Source organism: Kribbella orskensis, assembly GCF_004342085.1.
GTDB lineage: Bacteria > Actinomycetota > Actinomycetes > Propionibacteriales > Kribbellaceae > Kribbella > Kribbella orskensis.
Window position 1 is genome coordinate 48,116 of the sequence record NZ_SLWM01000031.1, and the last position, 14,717, is coordinate 62,832.

Genomic DNA, 14,717 nt, shown 5'->3' on the forward strand with positions numbered 1-14,717 from the left:
CACCAGCAGCGACAGCTCGGCCGGGCCACAACGTGATCTCCGATCGAGAGCTCGGTCGGAGAGACTCTTGAGGGTGAGGGAGGGTGAGGGCTAGGCGCTCGGTCAACCAGTCGAGGTTGTCGGCGTGGCCACCACCGGCGGTGACAACCTGGGAAGCAGGGTCGAAGATCCCCAGTAATGCGGTAAGTCGACGATCCACGCCCTGCGAGAAGAGCGCCCGGTGCGCTGAGTCGGCCTCGGGTGCAGGACAAGACGAAGCTGGACAGGTGCCAGGCGCACTGGGCCGAAGGTCCCGGCCAGGTCGTGACCTCGGGCCCTGCGGGTGCCGCCCCGAGCGGCGAAGCCTGGATCTGTCCGGCCCGATCGCATCTGGAGGATCCATGATCTACGCATCCCAGGCACCGCAGGAAGTCTCGTGGAAGTTGCCGAGCGCCACGACAACTTCATCGGCGGTAAGTGGGTGGCACCACACAATGGTGAGTACATGACCGATCTCAGTCCCGTCACCGCCAAACCGATCTGTGAGGTGGCACGGTCGACCGCCGAGGACGTGGACGAGGCGCTCGACGCGGCACACCGCGCGGCGGTGGATTGGAATCGCTCGAGTCAGTCCGAGCGCGCCGCAGTACTGAACCGGATCGCCGACGCGATCGACACGAAACCGCGAGATGCTCGCTGTCGCGGAGAGCTGGGAGAACGGCAAGCCGGTGCGGGAGACGCTGAACGCGGACATCCCGCTGGCCGCCGACCACTTCAGGTACTTCGCGGCGGCAGCTCGGAGCCAGGAGGGCCGGTTCACCATGATCGACGATCACACCACGGCGTACCACTTCCGCGAGCCGCTGGGCGTGGTCGGTCAGATCATCCCGTTCAACTTCCCGCTGCTGATGGCGGCCTGGAAGCTGGCGCTGGCGCTTGCCGCAGGCAACTGTTCGGTGATCAAGCCGGCCTCGCCAACGCCATGGTCGATCCTCAAGCTGGCAGAGGTCATCCAGGACATCGTCCCGCCGGGGTGATCAACATCGTAACTGGTCCGGGCGGCGAGGTCGGCAAGGCGCTGGCGACCAGCCCGAAGGTCGCGAAGATCGGCTTCACCGGCGAGACGACCACCGGCCGGCTGATCATGCAATACGCATCCCAGAACCTGATCCAGCGACGCTCGAGCTCGGCGGCAAGTCGCCGAACATCTTCTTCGACGACGTGATGGCCCAGGACGACTCCTATCTCGATCGAGCGATCGAAGGCCTGGTGCTGTACGCCTTCAACAAGGGCGAGGTCTGCACCTGCCCGTCCCGCACCCTGGTGCAGGAGTCGATCTACGACAGGTTCATGGAGCGCTGCCTGGCCAGGATCGCCGCGATCAAGCAAGGCGATCCGCTGGACGAGTCCACCATGGTCGGCCCCCAGGTGTCGAAGCAGCAACTCGACAAGATCGCTTCGTACGTGGAGATCGGGCGGGCCGAAGGAGCTGAGGTTCTGATCGGCGGACGACCGGCGGACATCGGTGGCGAATACGCCGACGGCTATTTCTACGAGCTGAGCGTCCTGAAGGGACACAACAAGATGAGGGTCTTCCAGGAGGAGATCTTCGGCGCGGTCCTGGCCGTCGCCACCTTCACCGACGAGGCCGACGCGTTGGCGATCGCCCACGACACGCAGTACGGACTCGGAGCTGGAGTCTGGACTCGTGACGGCAACCGCGCGAGCCGGATGAGTCGCAAGATCAAGGCCGGCCGCGTCTGGGTGAACTGCTACCACAGGTACCCCGCCGGCGCGGCATTCGGTGGCTACAAGATCTCCGGCATCGGGCGGGAGAACCACCAGATGATGCTCGACCTCTACAGCGAGACGAAGAACGTCCTGGTCAGCACCGACGAGAATCCCGTCGGACTGTTCTGACGGGCGGAAGCGAGCAGGTCGTGAACGGACGTAGGCCCCCAGCAGTCACGGCAACCGTCGCCGCGGAACGAGCAGTCGCGGACCTCGTCGGCGCCCGGGGACCACTGATGTTCTTCCAGTCGGGCGGGTGTTGCGACGGCAGCGCCCCGATGTGTTTCGAGCAAGGGGAGTTCCTCACCGGCGACCAGGACATCTTGATCGGCGAGGTGATGGGATGCCCGGTATACATCGATCAACGCCAACTCGATGCCTGGGCACACACCGACATGGTCCTTGACGTCGAACCCGGCTACTCGGACGGCCTCTCCCTTGCCGCCGGCCCTGATCTGCACTTCGTCACCCGTTACAGGGCACCAACCACCTCGGATACAGGGAAAAGGCCACTATGAGTCAGGAGCCGTCCGCCTCTACCGCTACGCGCCGGTCCGCGGTGGTGGCGGTGGTGGCTGAACGTCCCGGCGAACACCGAACGGCCCTGGTACCCAACGGCGTCCGAAGTCTCTGCTCGGCCGGCGTCGACCTACTCGTCGAGTCCGATGCCGGTGCGACCGACTCCGACTACGCGGCATCCGGCGCTCGCATCGCCTCGAGGCAGCGAGTTCTAGCTGACGCGGACGTCGTGATCACGACGGCGCGGGTTCCCGGCCGAATCCCACCGTTACTGGTCACCGACGAGGCCCTCACCGGGATGCGGCCCGGCTCCGTGGTGATCGATCTAGCCGCCAGGGACCTGGACGGCAACGTCGCCGGCTCGGTACCGGAGCAGACGATCACCACCACCAACGGCGTCACCGTCATCGGCGCCCGCAACCTCGCTTCGCCCGTTCCGATGGCCGCGTCGTCGGTCTACTCGCACAACATCGTTGCCACTGCGGACCACCTACTCGTCAACGGTGCGGTCTCGATCGATCGCAGCGACCCGGTGCAGGCCGGCATTGTGCTGACCCACGAACACCAGGTACTCGTCAAGGAGGCTCGTGATGAGTTACAGCCTGTTCGCTGATCTGGCGGTGTTCGTCCTCGCCGTCCTGGTCGGCATCGAGGTGATCAGCAAGGTTCCGGTCACCCTCCATACGCCGCTCATGTCGGCTGGCAACGCGATCCACGGCATCGTCATCGTCGGCACCGTCTCGATCGCCGCAGGGGCCGCTGCCACCGGGAGCTACCTACTGACGTTCGTCTCCACCGCCTTCGCCGCCGCGAACGTGGCCGGAGGGTACGTCGTCACCGATCGGATGCTAGCCATGTTTCGACCACGGAAGCACACCGCCCGCAATCACCGACCAACCTGACGGACTTCGCCATGACTGACCTCGAGACCGGCCGACACCTCGCCTATCTGGCCGCGGCGGCGATGTTCATCATCGGCCTGCACCTGATTGACTCTCCACGCACCGCCAGACGTGGCAACTTCGCCTCCGGCGCGGGAATGGTCCTCGCACTGGCGACGAGCGTCATCGCACTTCTCTACGACGGCACGGCACCGCACACGTCGGGGGGCTCGTCGCCCTCGCCGCGGACGCTGTCGTGGGCGGAGTCGCCGGATTCGCCGCGGCACGCCGCTTCAACATGACAGACATGCCCCAATTGGTCAGTCTGTTCAACGCCGTCGGAGGCTGCGCCGCTGCGCTCGTCGCGATCGTCGACGCACAGCAACGACCAGCAGGGCTTGGCGCGATCAGCGGCGGAACCGGCTTCGTGCAGGTCGCCGACATCAGTATCGGCGCCCTCACCTTCACCGGTTCCCTCGTCGCCGCGAAGCTCGAGGGCCTCGTCCCGGGACGGCCGGTGGTCTTCCGCGGCGCCCGTGGCGTCAACCTCGTGCTCGCGGTCGCCGTGCTGGCCGCGGCACTTCTCACGATCGCCGGAACCAGCCCTGGCTGGGCGCTCGCGATAGCCGGTCTGGCTACGACCGTCCTCGGCGTCACCTTCGTGCTGCCGATCGGCGGCGCCGACATACCCGTCGTCGTGTCCCTGCTGAACGGCTGCACCGGTATGGCCGTCGCGATGGCAGGGTTGCTGCTCAGCAACACAGTCCTGATCACGGCCGGTGCCCTCGTCGGCGCCTCCGGCACGATCCTCACAGCGCTGATGGCCAAGGCCATGAACCGATCGCTCGGCAACATCATCGCCGGCGGATTCGGCAGTGGAGACCAGACCGCGCCCCCCAGCGTCACTGGCGCCGACAGCTGCGCCGTTCAATCAGTCACCGCCGACGACGTCGCGCTGCAACCCGCCTACGCCGGTTCTGTGATCGTCGTTCCGGGGTACGGTCTGGCCGCGGCCCGTGCGCAGAGCGAACTCGTCGATCTGGCCGACACCCTCATCGCCCGAGGGATCACCGTCTCCTACGCGATCCACCCGGTCGCCGGACGGATGTCCGGCCACGTGCCCTACGAGCAGATGCTCGACCGCGACGCCGCCAACCGCGCCTTCGGACACACCGACGTGGCCCTGGTCGTCGGCGCCAACGACGTCGTCAACCCAGCCGCCCGTACGCCGGGTTCGGCCGTCTACGGCATGCCCATCCTCGACGCCCACAGGGCCGGCACGGTGATCGTCGTCAAACGGTCGATGGGCCACGGGTACGCCGACATCGACAACCCTCTCTGCACCGCCCCAAGACCCGGATGTTGTTCAACGACGCCAAGTCCGCCCTCAACGACATCGCCCAGGCCGCCAAGACACTCATCAGCTGACCATGAACTGATCTCTCCCCTCAGAATCCGCAGGTGAACCATGGACGCGCAGCACCTCATCTATGTCGGCATCGACGGGTCCTGGCGCGACGCCTGCGTACTGGAGTGGGCCTGCGAAGAGTCCGCCGTGAGACGCGTACCTGTCCGCGCGATCCACGTCGTCGACCAGCTGCATGACTCGAGCGATGCACCGGAGGTGCTCAAGTCGTCTGGTGAACGACTCGTCGAGGACGTACAACAGCTGCTGAACAACAGCAGCGCCGCCGCCACCTCGGTAGCCGAGCTCGCAGTTGGGTTACCGTCGTCCACCTTGGCCAAGCTGGCGGCCGACAGCGAGATGCTGGTCGTCGGTCGCAGGGGTCTGGGAGGCTTCAAGCGGCTTTTGATCGGCTCCACCTCAGAAGCAGTGGCCAACCTGGCACAAGAGCCTGTGGTGATAGTGCCCGCAGACTGGCAAGCCCCTCGACAGCAGGCCCCGGTCCTGGTCGGTGTGGACGCCTCGGATAAGAACGAAGACGCCATCGGATTCGCTGTCGTCCTCGCCGCCGAGCGACACGTGCCGCTCCGGATGGTGCATGTCTGGCACCTTCCGCCCATCTACAACGTCGCCCACTTGAACATCGCCGCGACGGAACGCCATCTCCGAACCGCACAGCGACACCTCGAAACCATCGCCGAACGGACACGCCGGCAGGGTCCGGGCCTGGAGATCCACCTCGAACTCCGCCAAGGACATCCCGTCGAGAACCTCCTGGAAGCAGCAGACGCCTCGCAGGCGCGACTCATCGTCGTCGGCGCGGTCCACGCCAGGCGCCTCTCGACGATGCTGCTCGGTTCGGTCACCCGCGGAGTCCTGCACCACGCGACAACGCCACTCGCCATCGTGCACGACGCAATCGACAAGTCGCGGTAACCGTCGATCCGCTCGTCGGCGAGTAACCAGTGGGAGGTTCGCCATGGCCGCGTGGACAACGCTGGGCAGCACACTAGCCCTTCACTGAACTCGTCAAGTCGGCCAGGGATTGGCCTACTCGCCGGTCAGCGAAGCCGCGCGGGTCGTGATCTGGTCGGCTAGCCATGCGGCGTCGTGCTGGACGAAGCCGAGCCGGGCGGATCCGGGTGGTGTGCTGCCATGCGCGGCCGAGCGGATAAAGGCCGTCGACGCACTCGACGATCCCGCGACGTTGGCGAAGCCGGAGCTTGTCGTCGAGCGTGTCTGGGATGTGGATCCAGGAGTCATCGGCGGACCCTTGCGCCTGAAGTATACTCTGAGATGTACTTGTTAGAGGATACATCTGAGAGCAGGGAGAGTGCGTGAGCCCTTCGGACCAGCCGACGCGGCGGTTGACTCGTGAGCAGCGGCGCGAGCAGATTTTGGCCGCGGCCACGGAGGCGTTCGTGCGGTCGGGTTTTGTGGCGACCAGCCTCGATGACATCGCGGCGGCGGCCGGGGTGACCCGGGCGATCGTGTACCGGCATTTCGACTCCAAGAACGAGCTGTATCAGTCGGTTCTGGATCGCATGTGTGCTCGGCTCGAGGCTCATGTCGCGGAACCGGTCGGCGGGTTCACCGATGAGAGCATCGACGGTCTCCTCGCTGCGGCGGTCGAGTCTCCGGCCGGGTTCCGCCTGCTGTTCATGCATGCGCTGCGGGAGCCGGAGTTCAAGGACCGGATCGAGAAGTTCCGCTCCGACATCGCCGCTGCCGCTCACCTGCAGATCTCCACCGTCGTGCGCGATCCCCGGCTTGCGCGCTGGGCCTCCCAGCTCGCACCGACGGTCGCGATCGAGGCCATCATCGCCTGGCTCGACGCCGGCCAGCCCGACCCTGAACACGCGGCCGCGCGGGTCCGCCGCGTCGTGATGGGCGTGGTCGAAGCCGGCGGCGGTGCCGTGGTGGACTGCCGCCTACCACCAACCTCACCGGAAGGACTTCAGCCATGACCGACACGAAGCCGAAGACGTGCGAGACGCCGACTGCGAAGCAGCAGCGCGTCTGGGACAAGGCGGCACATAGCTACGACAAGCAGATCGCGTTGTTCGAACGTATCCAGTTCGCCGGCGGCCGCGAGTGGCTGGCCGAGCGCGCACAGGGTCGGGTGCTGGAGGTTGCCATCGGCACCGGCCGCAACCTCCCGCACTACCCCCAGGACGTGAAGCTCACGGGTATCGAGCTCAGCACCGAAATGCTTTCCATTGCTCGCGACCGTGCCACCGAGCTGGGCATCGCCGCCGACCTTCGCCAAGGCGACGCAGCGAACCTGCCGGTCGAGGATGCATCCGTCGACACGGTCGTGTGTGCGCTGTCGCTGTGCACCATTCCAGATCCCCGACGGGCGATCGCCGAGATGAGCCGCGTCTTGGTTCCCGGCGGGCATCTGCTCCTCCTGGACCACATCGGCAGCACCTGGCCACCGGTCTATGCGCTGCAATGGCTCGCCGAACGCCTCACGATCCGCCTGGCCGGCGAGCACTTCACCCGCCGCCAGCTACCGCTCGTGCAGGCCGGCGGCTTCGAAGTCGTGGAGACGCAACGCTTGAAGGCTGGCACCGTCGAACGGATCCACGCCGTGAAGCCAGTCGAGCCTTCCCAGAGTTGAGTTCTGCCCGCATGTTCACCGAGCGGGTTGGTCTTTCAGTCACAGCGCGGCAAGTAGACCCGATCCGGCGGTGAGAACTGCGGCGGCGATGATCGTCGAGTTGAGGTTGATCGCGTCGGCGAGGACCCCCGCGACGAGGACACCGGCTGCGCAGCCGATGTCGCGCCAGAAGCGGTAGGTGCCGAGGGCGTTGGCGCGCCACGTCGGGTGGGCGTGATCGGAGATCGATGCGATCAGCGCCGGGTAGACCATAGCGGTGCGAGTCCGAGAGCGACCGCAGACAGAATTCAGGCCACGAGGGGGTGTCGAGCAGGGCGAGTGCGATGACGAATCCTGCCGCCTGGGTGAGCATGCCGGTGACGATCAGGGGCTTGCGGCCGATGCGGTCGGCGAGCTGACCCAGCGGATGCACCACGACTTCGGTCACCGGCATCTTGCGGCTCGCCGTACCGCGCCGTCCCCGCGATGGCGTCGCCGTACTCATCGCGGTGACTGCCCTCTGGCAGTGGCGCCACCACACCAGGCTCGAGAAACCCACCGCCGACGGCATCAGCGTCCTGAGCTGCTTCCTGGTGAGCCTCTTCGTCGCGTACATCACAGCCATCACCGTCACCAACGCCTGGACCCGCGACCAAGGCCTCGCCATGCCCGGCCTCGTCCTCACCTCCGCGCTCGGCGCCGTCACTCTTCCCATCTGCCACTCGGCCCTCAACGACGAGTAGCCGGCGCGGCCGGTGCGTGTCACCGCGCTCACGCCCGCCCGGCCTTTGCCGCCTGCGAAGGCACATTCGGTGGCTGTCGCGGCCGGACCGCGCCGCATAGGATCGGCCGGTGACCGGGTCACGGGTCCATCCTGGCGCCGCCGGGCCTAGCCCGAGGCGGGCGGTCGCACGCCAGCTGATGCGACTGTCCGATCTCGGCGCTCGGCCGGAGGACTCCCACGACGAGCGGCTCCGGCAGGGGACGCTCATCTTCTTGTCGGTTCTGGTCGCCGCGCTCTCGACGATCTGGGTGACCACCTACCTCGCCTACGGTGACCCGGTCTCGGCGGCGATCCCGGGCCTGTACCAGGTGATCACCGTCATCGGGCTGGTCGTGCTGGCTCGGACGCGGCGTTTCGGCACGTTCCGCACCATGCAGCTCGTGGCGTTCCTGGTGCTGCCTGCCTTGCTGCAGGTCTCGCTCGGCGGCTTCGTGGCCTCGAGCGGGATGATCCTGTGGGCGATGTGCACGCCACTGGCGGCGCTCGCGCTGCTCGGTACCCGGCGCTCCGTGCCGTGGCTGGCGGCGTTTCTCGTCGAGTTGGTCGTGCTCGCTCTGGTCGATGCCCGGCTCGCAGAATCCCCGGCGGCTCTCTTGCCGACCGGCTTCGTGGTCACGTTCTTGGTGCTGAACGTCGCGGGCGTCATGGTGAGTGCCTATGTGATGCTCAGCTACTTCGTCGAGCAGCGGGAGCGCGCCCACCGGGAGCTCCAGCTGGAGCGGGAGCGTTCGGAGCGGCTGCTGCTCAACGTGCTGCCGGTGCCGATCGCCGAGCGCCTCAAGGCCGAGCCTGGGGTGATCGCGGAGCACTACGATGCGGTGAGTGTGCTCTTCGCCGACATCGTCGGCTTCACCGCACGGTCGGCGATGATGGAGGCGGCGGAAGTGGTCGCGCTGCTTGACCAGGTGTTCTCCGCGTTCGACCGGCTCGCCGACGCCGCGGGCGTTGAGAAGATCAAGACGATCGGGGACGCGTACATGCTGGTCGGCGGGCTGCCGGAGCCGCGGCCGAACCACCTGGCGGCGGTCGCTCGTACGGCGCTCGCGATGCGCGAGGAGATCGCCCTGATCGCCGCCCGCCCCGGGCAGGGCTGGCTCGCGGTCCGGATCGGGATCGACTCGGGACCGGTGGTAGCCGGTGTGATCGGCCGGCGGAAGTTCATCTACGACCTGTGGGGCGACACTGTGAACACGGCGAGCCGGATGGAGTCCCATGGACTGCCCGGCGAGATCCAGGTGACCGGGCGAGTGGCTGCCGCGCTCGGTCCGGAGTTCGCGGTGCGGCCGCGTGGCACGATCGAGGTCAAGGGAAAGGGCCCGATGCAGACCTTCCTGCTCGACCGGGCCGGCAAGGCTGCGGAGGAGATGCCGCCGGGCCAATAGTCACTCAGCTCACGAAACAGGCCGGTCTCCCGAGCGGGAAACCGGTCGAGGCGTTGCCCGAGGCAACCAGGGTGAGGTCGCCGATCCGGGTGGTGACGATCGTGTGCCGGTTGCTCATGCCCCTGGAATGCCCGGCACCTGTCCGGTGTGGGGGGGCCCGCCGGCGGCTCCTGCGAAGGTGTCGGTGGGGGAGCCGACTGCAACGGAGACGAACCCTGCGGCGGCGATGGCTTCGGTCCACTCGTCGAGCGAGGGGCCGCCGGCGATGCAATCGGTCCACGGTCCGATGTCGCAGCGGGCAGCCGCTGGGACGGTCTTGCCGGCGGCGATGTCGGCGAACTGGATCACCCCGCCGGGTCGGAGGCGGGGAGCGCTTCGCGCAGCACCAGCCTCTTGTCGGCGACGAGGTTCAGCACGCCGTTGCTAATCACGACGTCGGCCCAGTCCTCGTCGACGGGGAGCTGTTCGAGGGTGCCAGCGCGGAATTCGACGTTGTGCAGGCTCAGCCGGGACGCTTCGCGCCGTGCCCGGTCGAGCATGTCGGTGGTCATGTCGACGCCGACAACCTGACCGGTCGGGCCGACCAGCTTGGCCGCGCCGAAGCAGTCGAAGCCACCGCCGGAGCTCAGATCGAGGACGCAGGCCCCTACCGGATGTGCCCGGCCTTCAAGGGACTGTCGACGCCGGCGAAGCTGGCTATCGCCGAGTCGGGCGGCGAGGTGAGGATGGACGCCGCGTAGCCGAGCTTGGTGGCGAGCGGGCGGCCGGTGTGGAAGTGGAGCGCGCCGTCGGGGTTGGTTGCGACCTCGGCGTACTCCGCGCGGGTCTCCGCGCGGAGCGTCTCGGGGTCGACGCCGGCTCGGCCTGCGTCGGCCGCGGGGGTTCTAGGTGTGGATGAGGTATGCATGGGGTCCTTTCGGGAGAGATCGATCGACAAGGAGACCGATCTCTCCCGCCGTTAGGCGACGTCGAAGACGCGGATGTCGGGGTCTGCCTGGAGGAGGGGTGCGAGCTCGCCGACCACGTCGGCAGTGAACAGGTCGCTGGCGAGGTAGTCGTTCGCGTGGGTCACGGACTCGAATCCGTGCAGGACCTGGACGTCCTCGTCTCGGACCAGAAGCTCCTTGGACCGGGCTCCCGGCACGTCAGTGAGGAACGGCTTCTTGAACTTGCTGTACACACCAGCAGCTGCAGCGCGATCCGTCGGATCGATCCGTAGCGTGATTTCGAGATAGGCCATCGCTATATCCTTCCTGGGGTTTGAGTTCACTGCACGGTTGCAGCATTGACAGTTCTACGCGGGGATGTCTGCTCGCGGTAGACTGAAGTTGGCTATGATCGCCATAGCCGGTGAGAATGGACTGCGATGAACGTCGAGTACCTTCGATACGCCCAAGCGGTCGCACAGGCGGGGTCCTTCAGCGCCGCTGCGCGAGAGCTACGCGTAAGTCAGCCTTCGCTGTCGAAGGGGATTGCTCAACTCGAGGCAGCCCTGGGCGGCAAGTTGTATGCCCGTTCGACCCAGGGCGTGTCCCCGACGCCGTTTGGCAAACAGATGCTGCCGCTGATCTCAGCCGCTATCAGCTCGATCGATGCCCTCGCCGATAGCGCCCGCGAGGCCAGCACCCGGGCTCGCCAGGCGATCCGCCTGGGTGTCTCGCCGCTGATCGACTCCGGCCTCGTCGCGCGCGCGTTCGCCGCCTCGCGTGAGTTGCTCCCCGAACGGACCTTGCTGCTGCGCGAGGCCAACATGATGACCCTGCGAGAGGCTCTGCTCAGCGGGGCACTCGACCTCGCACTGATGCCGGCCGTATCGACCATCCCCGGCTGTGTTCAACAAGTGGTCTACACCGAACCGGTTGTGATCCTCGAGCCGCCGGCGCGCCACAGCAGCGGTCCGCCAAGCGGGCCGATCACGCTTGACTCCCTCGGCAACGATCCCCTCATCCTCGTTCCCGACCAATGCGGCCTGACCGCATTCACCGTTGACCTGTTCGCCGACAGAGGTATCCCTCTGCATCGGTATCCCGGCGAAGCCGCCAACTATCAGGTGCTGGAGGAATGGAGTCAACTCGGACTTGGTGCAGCGCTGCTACCCGTTTCAAAGCTCAGCGACCCCGGCCACTCGGCGCGCGAGCTACAGCACAACGACCAACCCGTGCTGATCGGCTACGAAGCCGCCTGGCGCAAAGACTCCCGCGCACACGCAGAGCTCGCCGCCCTCGTCAACGCCATCGCCGCCAAAGGTGCCAACCACCCTGATCGACCCCTGCGGACCAGCAGCGGAGCCACCACCTGAGTGCGACTCCACGCGCTGCCGGGTCAGCAGGATCATGACCGCGATCCGGATCGGCTACGCCCGCTGCTCCACCGACAAACTAGACCTCACCGCCCAGCACCAAGCCCTGCTCGAGCTCGGCGTCGACGCCGAACGGATCTACCTCGACCACGGCCTCACCGACACCAACCGCGACCGCCCGGACTCGACCAAGCGCTGGCCGCAGTCCGACCCGGTGACACCCTCGTCGTCCCCAAACTCGACCGCCTCGCCCGGTCCGTGCCCGACGCCCGCGACATCGGCGACTCCCTCGCAGCCCGCGGCGTGCGGCGGGTCGACGACTGCGAACCGGACGCGCTCCATGTTGCACTCATCGGCGGGAAAGAAGCCCGCGCGCTATGGGACCCTGTGTCTACGACGACCCCGACTCCCCGAACGCCATCGCCGGCGACGGATGCGTCTGTTGGCGCGCTTCCCGCGACAACATCACTCAGCTCCCCGTGGTCGCCCGCCATTACCGCACCGTGACCGGCAACATCGAGAACTGGACGCACTACACCTTCGCGCCGCTTGAGCTGCCCAAAAACGAACGGCTCTATAGCCTGATCATTGACCACGAGGCGGACATGCAGTGGGTCCGCCTCGAAAATGGCATCCTGCACATCCTGCCCGAGGTCAACGGACGCGGCTATAGCGGCAGCGGGCCGAGCGATCTGGCCGCGATGATCGAGCAGATCGTCGAGGCCGACGGTTACGGCGTTGTAGCGAAAGAGCGGGAGACGCTACCCAGCGACAAGGTCTTCAACTGGGTCAGTAGCCCGGCCGCCTCACGCACCCAGGAACTCACGCTGGAGCAGCTGAAGGCACTGTGCCGCACCGGCATGGTGGGATAGATCTGCTCGCCACCCGCGGACTCGACCTGAGTTGGACGCCATCAACCTGAGACGGGGTATCCCCCAATGAGGATGACACCAGGCGGCTAATCGTCGAACAGGTCCCCGAAGGTCATGACTTCACCGCCCCGTAGGTTCCCGAGATGACTCTCGAAGTCCTCGCTGACAGCGGGCTGGCTGGTCGCGAAGACCAACCGGTCCGGCTTCCTGTTCAAGGTGTGAGCGAGTTGCTCGTACTTCGTGATGTGTGATGGGCGCAGAGGCTCCGTCTTGCACTCACCGATGATGATCTTGCCGTCGGCCACGCACGCGATGTCGATCTCCTTCGGCTGTTCTCCCGGGATCTCGAGGTCCAGCTCTGGAGCGAAGTGAAACGCGTGCTCGGATGCTGCTTGTAGCCTGTGCAAGACCTGAATCGTGAGATGCGAGTTGTGGGAGAAGCACTGATAGACCGTCTCGGCGAGCCGGTAGTACCAGTGCGGTTCGAAGGGGCTCTTCCAGTGCGATCGCCTGAACTGCTGAGTCAGCCCGCAGCGATTGCACTGGAAGAGTGTTGTCAGGACCTCGAGGCTGTACCAGGACGACAACCGGCAGCGTTCGCACTGAAGGATGAGACCCCGTTCGAGGATGTCTCGCCCGACGAGGTCGTCGATCAGGTCCGCGGCCCGATCCTTGTTGTTCATCGCCTGATAGAACGCCTCGAAGTTGAGGTAGGAACGCTGATCCGTCGTCAGGTGAACCGTGCTGCTGTCACTGCCCCTCTTGGATTTGTCTGTATAGCGGCTCAGGACACTGCGTGTTGAGCTGGCGCCGATGAACTCGCCTGCTTGTTCAGGCCACCGAATCGGCGCACGGTGTCCAGGACGTAGTTTCCCTTGTCCGAGTACTTCACCTTGATCGCTGAGTCGCCGAAGTAACGGCTCATGATGGTCAGGTCGTCGAGCAATGTCAGCCGAGGACGTACGGTCACGACGTCGACGTCTCCGCCGAAATATGCACTACCCGGGCACAGGTAGGCCAGTCCGTCGTTCGCGACCCGTACTTGCCCGAAGCCCTGGAGTTTGATCGTCTCTGTGCCCAAGTACGGAAGCGACGGGGGCATGTAGCCCTCCACCTCGAGAGACGTCATCCAGTAGTGTCCTGGAACGTGAATCTTGCTGAAGTTCTTCGGCTTCGGTGTGTCAATCGGACTGACCCCGACCCCATCGATGAAGACCGCGCCGCGGTAGGTCGCGTAGTTGTTCTCTTCGATCACTGAGCACGTGCACGCGGTGGAGGTCGCTACGATCTCTTTGCATTCGACAGCCGCCGAGCGCTGGTCCACTCCGAAGATACTTAGCGCCGCGATCTGAGTCTTCCGCGATCGCAGTTGTGCCTGGCTCAGGCTCATGCTCCGAAGCTCGATTCGCTCAGCTTCGCGACCCGGTCCGATTTGGGTCCAGAGGTGGCTGGCGATGGAGCGCACGAGGCGCTGCTCCTCAGTCATCGAGGCAAGTGGCTCGCCGGCTGCTTGTCTGCGGCGGTTCTGTGCGGAACGCTTGTAGGCGCTGTTCAACCAAGCGACCGGCAACCAGAACACTCCATCGTGAAGACGAGACAACGAGTAGTAGAAGCAGAAGTCGTCGACCGTGTCTCCCACGACGACTACGATCGGCTCTTCGTGTGCGAGGTGCCTGTCGGTCCGGTAGTACTGACCCAAGTGCAGCCCACTGATCGCGGCGGGGCTGTCTTCGAGGATGTGCTCATCGGCCCAGCGGTTCTGAATGGTGATCCAGTTGCGGTGTCCCATGACGTACTCGACGAATCCGTCCGAGTCGGAGTCATCCGCGGGTGCCTCAACGGCAATCCCAAGTGCGCGCAGCTTGTCAAGATATGCATCGCTTGCCGCGCCAGTTTGAGCGTAGGCCATCATCTTCATCGCGGGATCGGAATTTGTCAAGGTGGTTGAGGCCAGCGGGAGTTACGCGGCGGTCCGTTGAACTGTCTTGTTTTGTTGGGTTTCGTGGATGGGTGGGTTGATCCAGGCTGTGTCGGGCAGGTTGAGGATGGCCGGGGTCGCGGTGGTGGTGAACCGTTCGGGGTTCGCGGTCCGGGCTGCGGCCAGGGCCTGGTGGCGGTGGCGGTCGGTGGCCGCGGTGAGGCCGTAGTGGACGTCGGCGGGGGTGTGCAGCCCGATCCCGGTGTGGTGGTGGTCATGGTTGTA

20 protein-coding genes and 4 pseudogenes are annotated in these 14,717 nt (G+C 65.9%); 15 read left to right on the plus strand and 9 right to left on the minus strand.

Features of this window, described 5'->3' with window-relative positions; all coding sequences use genetic code 11:
• Nucleotides 1-484: 484 nt before the first annotated feature.
• From EV644_RS48235 to EV644_RS40140, 8 genes and pseudogenes are all read left to right on the plus strand, one after another.
• A pseudogene (locus EV644_RS48235) lies at nucleotides 485-595 on the plus strand (aldehyde dehydrogenase family protein); the annotation flags it as partial.
• 73 nt (nucleotides 596-668) lie between these two features.
• A pseudogene (locus EV644_RS40115) lies at nucleotides 669-1,899 on the plus strand (aldehyde dehydrogenase family protein).
• A 20-nt stretch (nucleotides 1,900-1,919) separates the two neighbouring features.
• The gene (locus EV644_RS40120) at nucleotides 1,920-2,288 is read left to right on the plus strand and encodes a DUF779 domain-containing protein (protein ID WP_255511462.1); all 369 of its coding nucleotides are present in this window, start codon (nucleotides 1,920-1,922) and stop codon (nucleotides 2,286-2,288) included.
• Nucleotides 2,289-2,341: 53 nt separating this feature from the next.
• Nucleotides 2,342-2,902, plus strand: coding sequence for a Rossmann-fold NAD(P)-binding domain-containing protein (locus tag EV644_RS40125; RefSeq protein ID WP_158293081.1), 561 nt, complete (start codon nucleotides 2,342-2,344; stop codon nucleotides 2,900-2,902).
• A complete protein-coding gene (locus EV644_RS40130) occupies nucleotides 2,880-3,191 on the plus strand; it encodes an NAD(P) transhydrogenase subunit alpha part 2 (RefSeq protein WP_132196280.1) in 312 nt (103 codons plus the stop codon). The genes EV644_RS40125 and EV644_RS40130 overlap by 23 nt, the downstream gene beginning before the upstream one ends.
• An 11-nt stretch (nucleotides 3,192-3,202) precedes the next feature.
• Nucleotides 3,203-3,472: an NAD(P)(+) transhydrogenase (Re/Si-specific) subunit beta gene (locus EV644_RS46955; RefSeq protein WP_241999367.1), complete on the plus strand. Its 270-nt coding sequence runs from the start codon at nucleotides 3,203-3,205 to the stop codon at nucleotides 3,470-3,472.
• Nucleotides 3,427-4,635 (plus strand): NAD(P)(+) transhydrogenase (Re/Si-specific) subunit beta, encoded by a 1,209-nt coding sequence (locus EV644_RS40135; RefSeq protein ID WP_241999368.1) that lies wholly within the window; start codon nucleotides 3,427-3,429, stop codon nucleotides 4,633-4,635. Before EV644_RS46955 ends, EV644_RS40135 begins: the two co-directional genes overlap by 46 nt.
• A gap of 3 nt (nucleotides 4,636-4,638) precedes the next feature.
• Nucleotides 4,639-5,511, plus strand: coding sequence for a universal stress protein (locus EV644_RS40140; RefSeq protein WP_132196282.1), 873 nt, complete (start codon nucleotides 4,639-4,641; stop codon nucleotides 5,509-5,511).
• A gap of 114 nt (nucleotides 5,512-5,625) precedes the next feature.
• Here EV644_RS40140 and EV644_RS40145 read toward each other — a convergent pair whose 3' ends face one another.
• Nucleotides 5,626-5,838 (minus strand): hypothetical protein, encoded by a 213-nt coding sequence (locus EV644_RS40145; protein WP_132196284.1) that lies wholly within the window; start codon nucleotides 5,836-5,838, stop codon nucleotides 5,626-5,628.
• A 74-nt stretch (nucleotides 5,839-5,912) separates the two neighbouring features.
• Between EV644_RS40145 and EV644_RS40150 the strand changes: the two genes are divergently transcribed.
• Together EV644_RS40150 and EV644_RS40155 are read left to right on the plus strand one after the other, a co-directional pair.
• Nucleotides 5,913-6,542 carry a TetR/AcrR family transcriptional regulator gene (locus EV644_RS40150; protein ID WP_132196286.1) on the plus strand — a complete coding sequence of 210 codons (630 nt, stop codon included), beginning with the start codon at nucleotides 5,913-5,915 and terminating at the stop codon, nucleotides 6,540-6,542.
• A complete protein-coding gene (locus EV644_RS40155; RefSeq protein WP_132196288.1) occupies nucleotides 6,539-7,198 on the plus strand; it encodes a class I SAM-dependent methyltransferase in 660 nt (219 codons plus the stop codon). The genes EV644_RS40150 and EV644_RS40155 overlap by 4 nt, the downstream gene beginning before the upstream one ends.
• Nucleotides 7,199-7,237: 39 nt before the next feature.
• Here EV644_RS40155 and EV644_RS45755 read toward each other — a convergent pair whose 3' ends face one another.
• A complete protein-coding gene (locus EV644_RS45755) occupies nucleotides 7,238-7,450 on the minus strand; it encodes a hypothetical protein (protein ID WP_199240297.1) in 213 nt (70 codons plus the stop codon).
• A 236-nt stretch (nucleotides 7,451-7,686) separates the two neighbouring features.
• Between EV644_RS45755 and EV644_RS40165 the strand changes: the two genes are divergently transcribed.
• Nucleotides 7,687-7,920 carry a hypothetical protein gene (locus EV644_RS40165; RefSeq protein WP_132196290.1) on the plus strand — a complete coding sequence of 78 codons (234 nt, stop codon included), beginning with the start codon at nucleotides 7,687-7,689 and terminating at the stop codon, nucleotides 7,918-7,920.
• Between the two features lie 109 nt (nucleotides 7,921-8,029).
• Nucleotides 8,030-9,343 (plus strand): adenylate/guanylate cyclase domain-containing protein, encoded by a 1,314-nt coding sequence (locus tag EV644_RS40170; RefSeq protein ID WP_132196292.1) that lies wholly within the window; start codon nucleotides 8,030-8,032, stop codon nucleotides 9,341-9,343.
• A gap of 114 nt (nucleotides 9,344-9,457) precedes the next feature.
• Here EV644_RS40170 and EV644_RS40175 read toward each other — a convergent pair whose 3' ends face one another.
• The 4 genes and pseudogenes from EV644_RS40175 to EV644_RS40190 form a co-directional block, all read right to left on the minus strand.
• Nucleotides 9,458-9,691, minus strand: coding sequence for a hypothetical protein (locus EV644_RS40175; protein WP_132196294.1), 234 nt, complete (start codon nucleotides 9,689-9,691; stop codon nucleotides 9,458-9,460).
• Nucleotides 9,688-9,978 (minus strand): annotated as a pseudogene (locus tag EV644_RS40180) (methyltransferase domain-containing protein); the annotation flags it as partial. The gene EV644_RS40175 and the pseudogene EV644_RS40180, both read right to left, overlap by 4 nt.
• An 11-nt stretch (nucleotides 9,979-9,989) precedes the next feature.
• Nucleotides 9,990-10,250: a hypothetical protein gene (locus EV644_RS40185; protein ID WP_132196298.1), complete on the minus strand. Its 261-nt coding sequence runs from the start codon at nucleotides 10,248-10,250 to the stop codon at nucleotides 9,990-9,992.
• A gap of 51 nt (nucleotides 10,251-10,301) precedes the next feature.
• Nucleotides 10,302-10,583, minus strand: coding sequence for a hypothetical protein (locus EV644_RS40190; RefSeq protein WP_132196300.1), 282 nt, complete (start codon nucleotides 10,581-10,583; stop codon nucleotides 10,302-10,304).
• 126 nt (nucleotides 10,584-10,709) lie between these two features.
• On the opposite strand from EV644_RS40190, the gene EV644_RS40195 reads away from it, so the two are divergent.
• The 3 genes from EV644_RS40195 to EV644_RS40205 are packed head-to-tail and all read left to right on the plus strand — an operon-like array spanning nucleotide 10,710 to nucleotide 12,514.
• On the plus strand, nucleotides 10,710-11,642 hold the full coding sequence (locus EV644_RS40195) for a LysR family transcriptional regulator (protein ID WP_132196302.1): 933 nt from the start codon (nucleotides 10,710-10,712) through the stop codon (nucleotides 11,640-11,642).
• Entirely contained in the window at nucleotides 11,643-12,149 is a 507-nt protein-coding gene (locus EV644_RS45760; protein ID WP_242001040.1) for a recombinase family protein, read from the plus strand.
• Nucleotides 12,146-12,514: a hypothetical protein gene (locus EV644_RS40205; protein WP_132196304.1), complete on the plus strand. Its 369-nt coding sequence runs from the start codon at nucleotides 12,146-12,148 to the stop codon at nucleotides 12,512-12,514. Before EV644_RS45760 ends, EV644_RS40205 begins: the two co-directional genes overlap by 4 nt.
• Before the next feature lie 86 nt (nucleotides 12,515-12,600).
• Here EV644_RS40205 and EV644_RS40210 read toward each other — a convergent pair whose 3' ends face one another.
• The 3 genes and pseudogenes from EV644_RS40210 to EV644_RS44965 all read right to left on the minus strand — a co-directional run.
• A complete protein-coding gene (locus EV644_RS40210) occupies nucleotides 12,601-13,197 on the minus strand; it encodes a hypothetical protein (RefSeq protein WP_132196306.1) in 597 nt (198 codons plus the stop codon).
• 101 nt (nucleotides 13,198-13,298) lie between these two features.
• Entirely contained in the window at nucleotides 13,299-14,432 is a 1,134-nt protein-coding gene (locus tag EV644_RS40215; RefSeq protein WP_132196308.1) for a hypothetical protein, read from the minus strand.
• A 42-nt stretch (nucleotides 14,433-14,474) separates the two neighbouring features.
• Nucleotides 14,475-14,717, minus strand: a pseudogene (locus EV644_RS44965) (hypothetical protein); the annotation flags it as partial.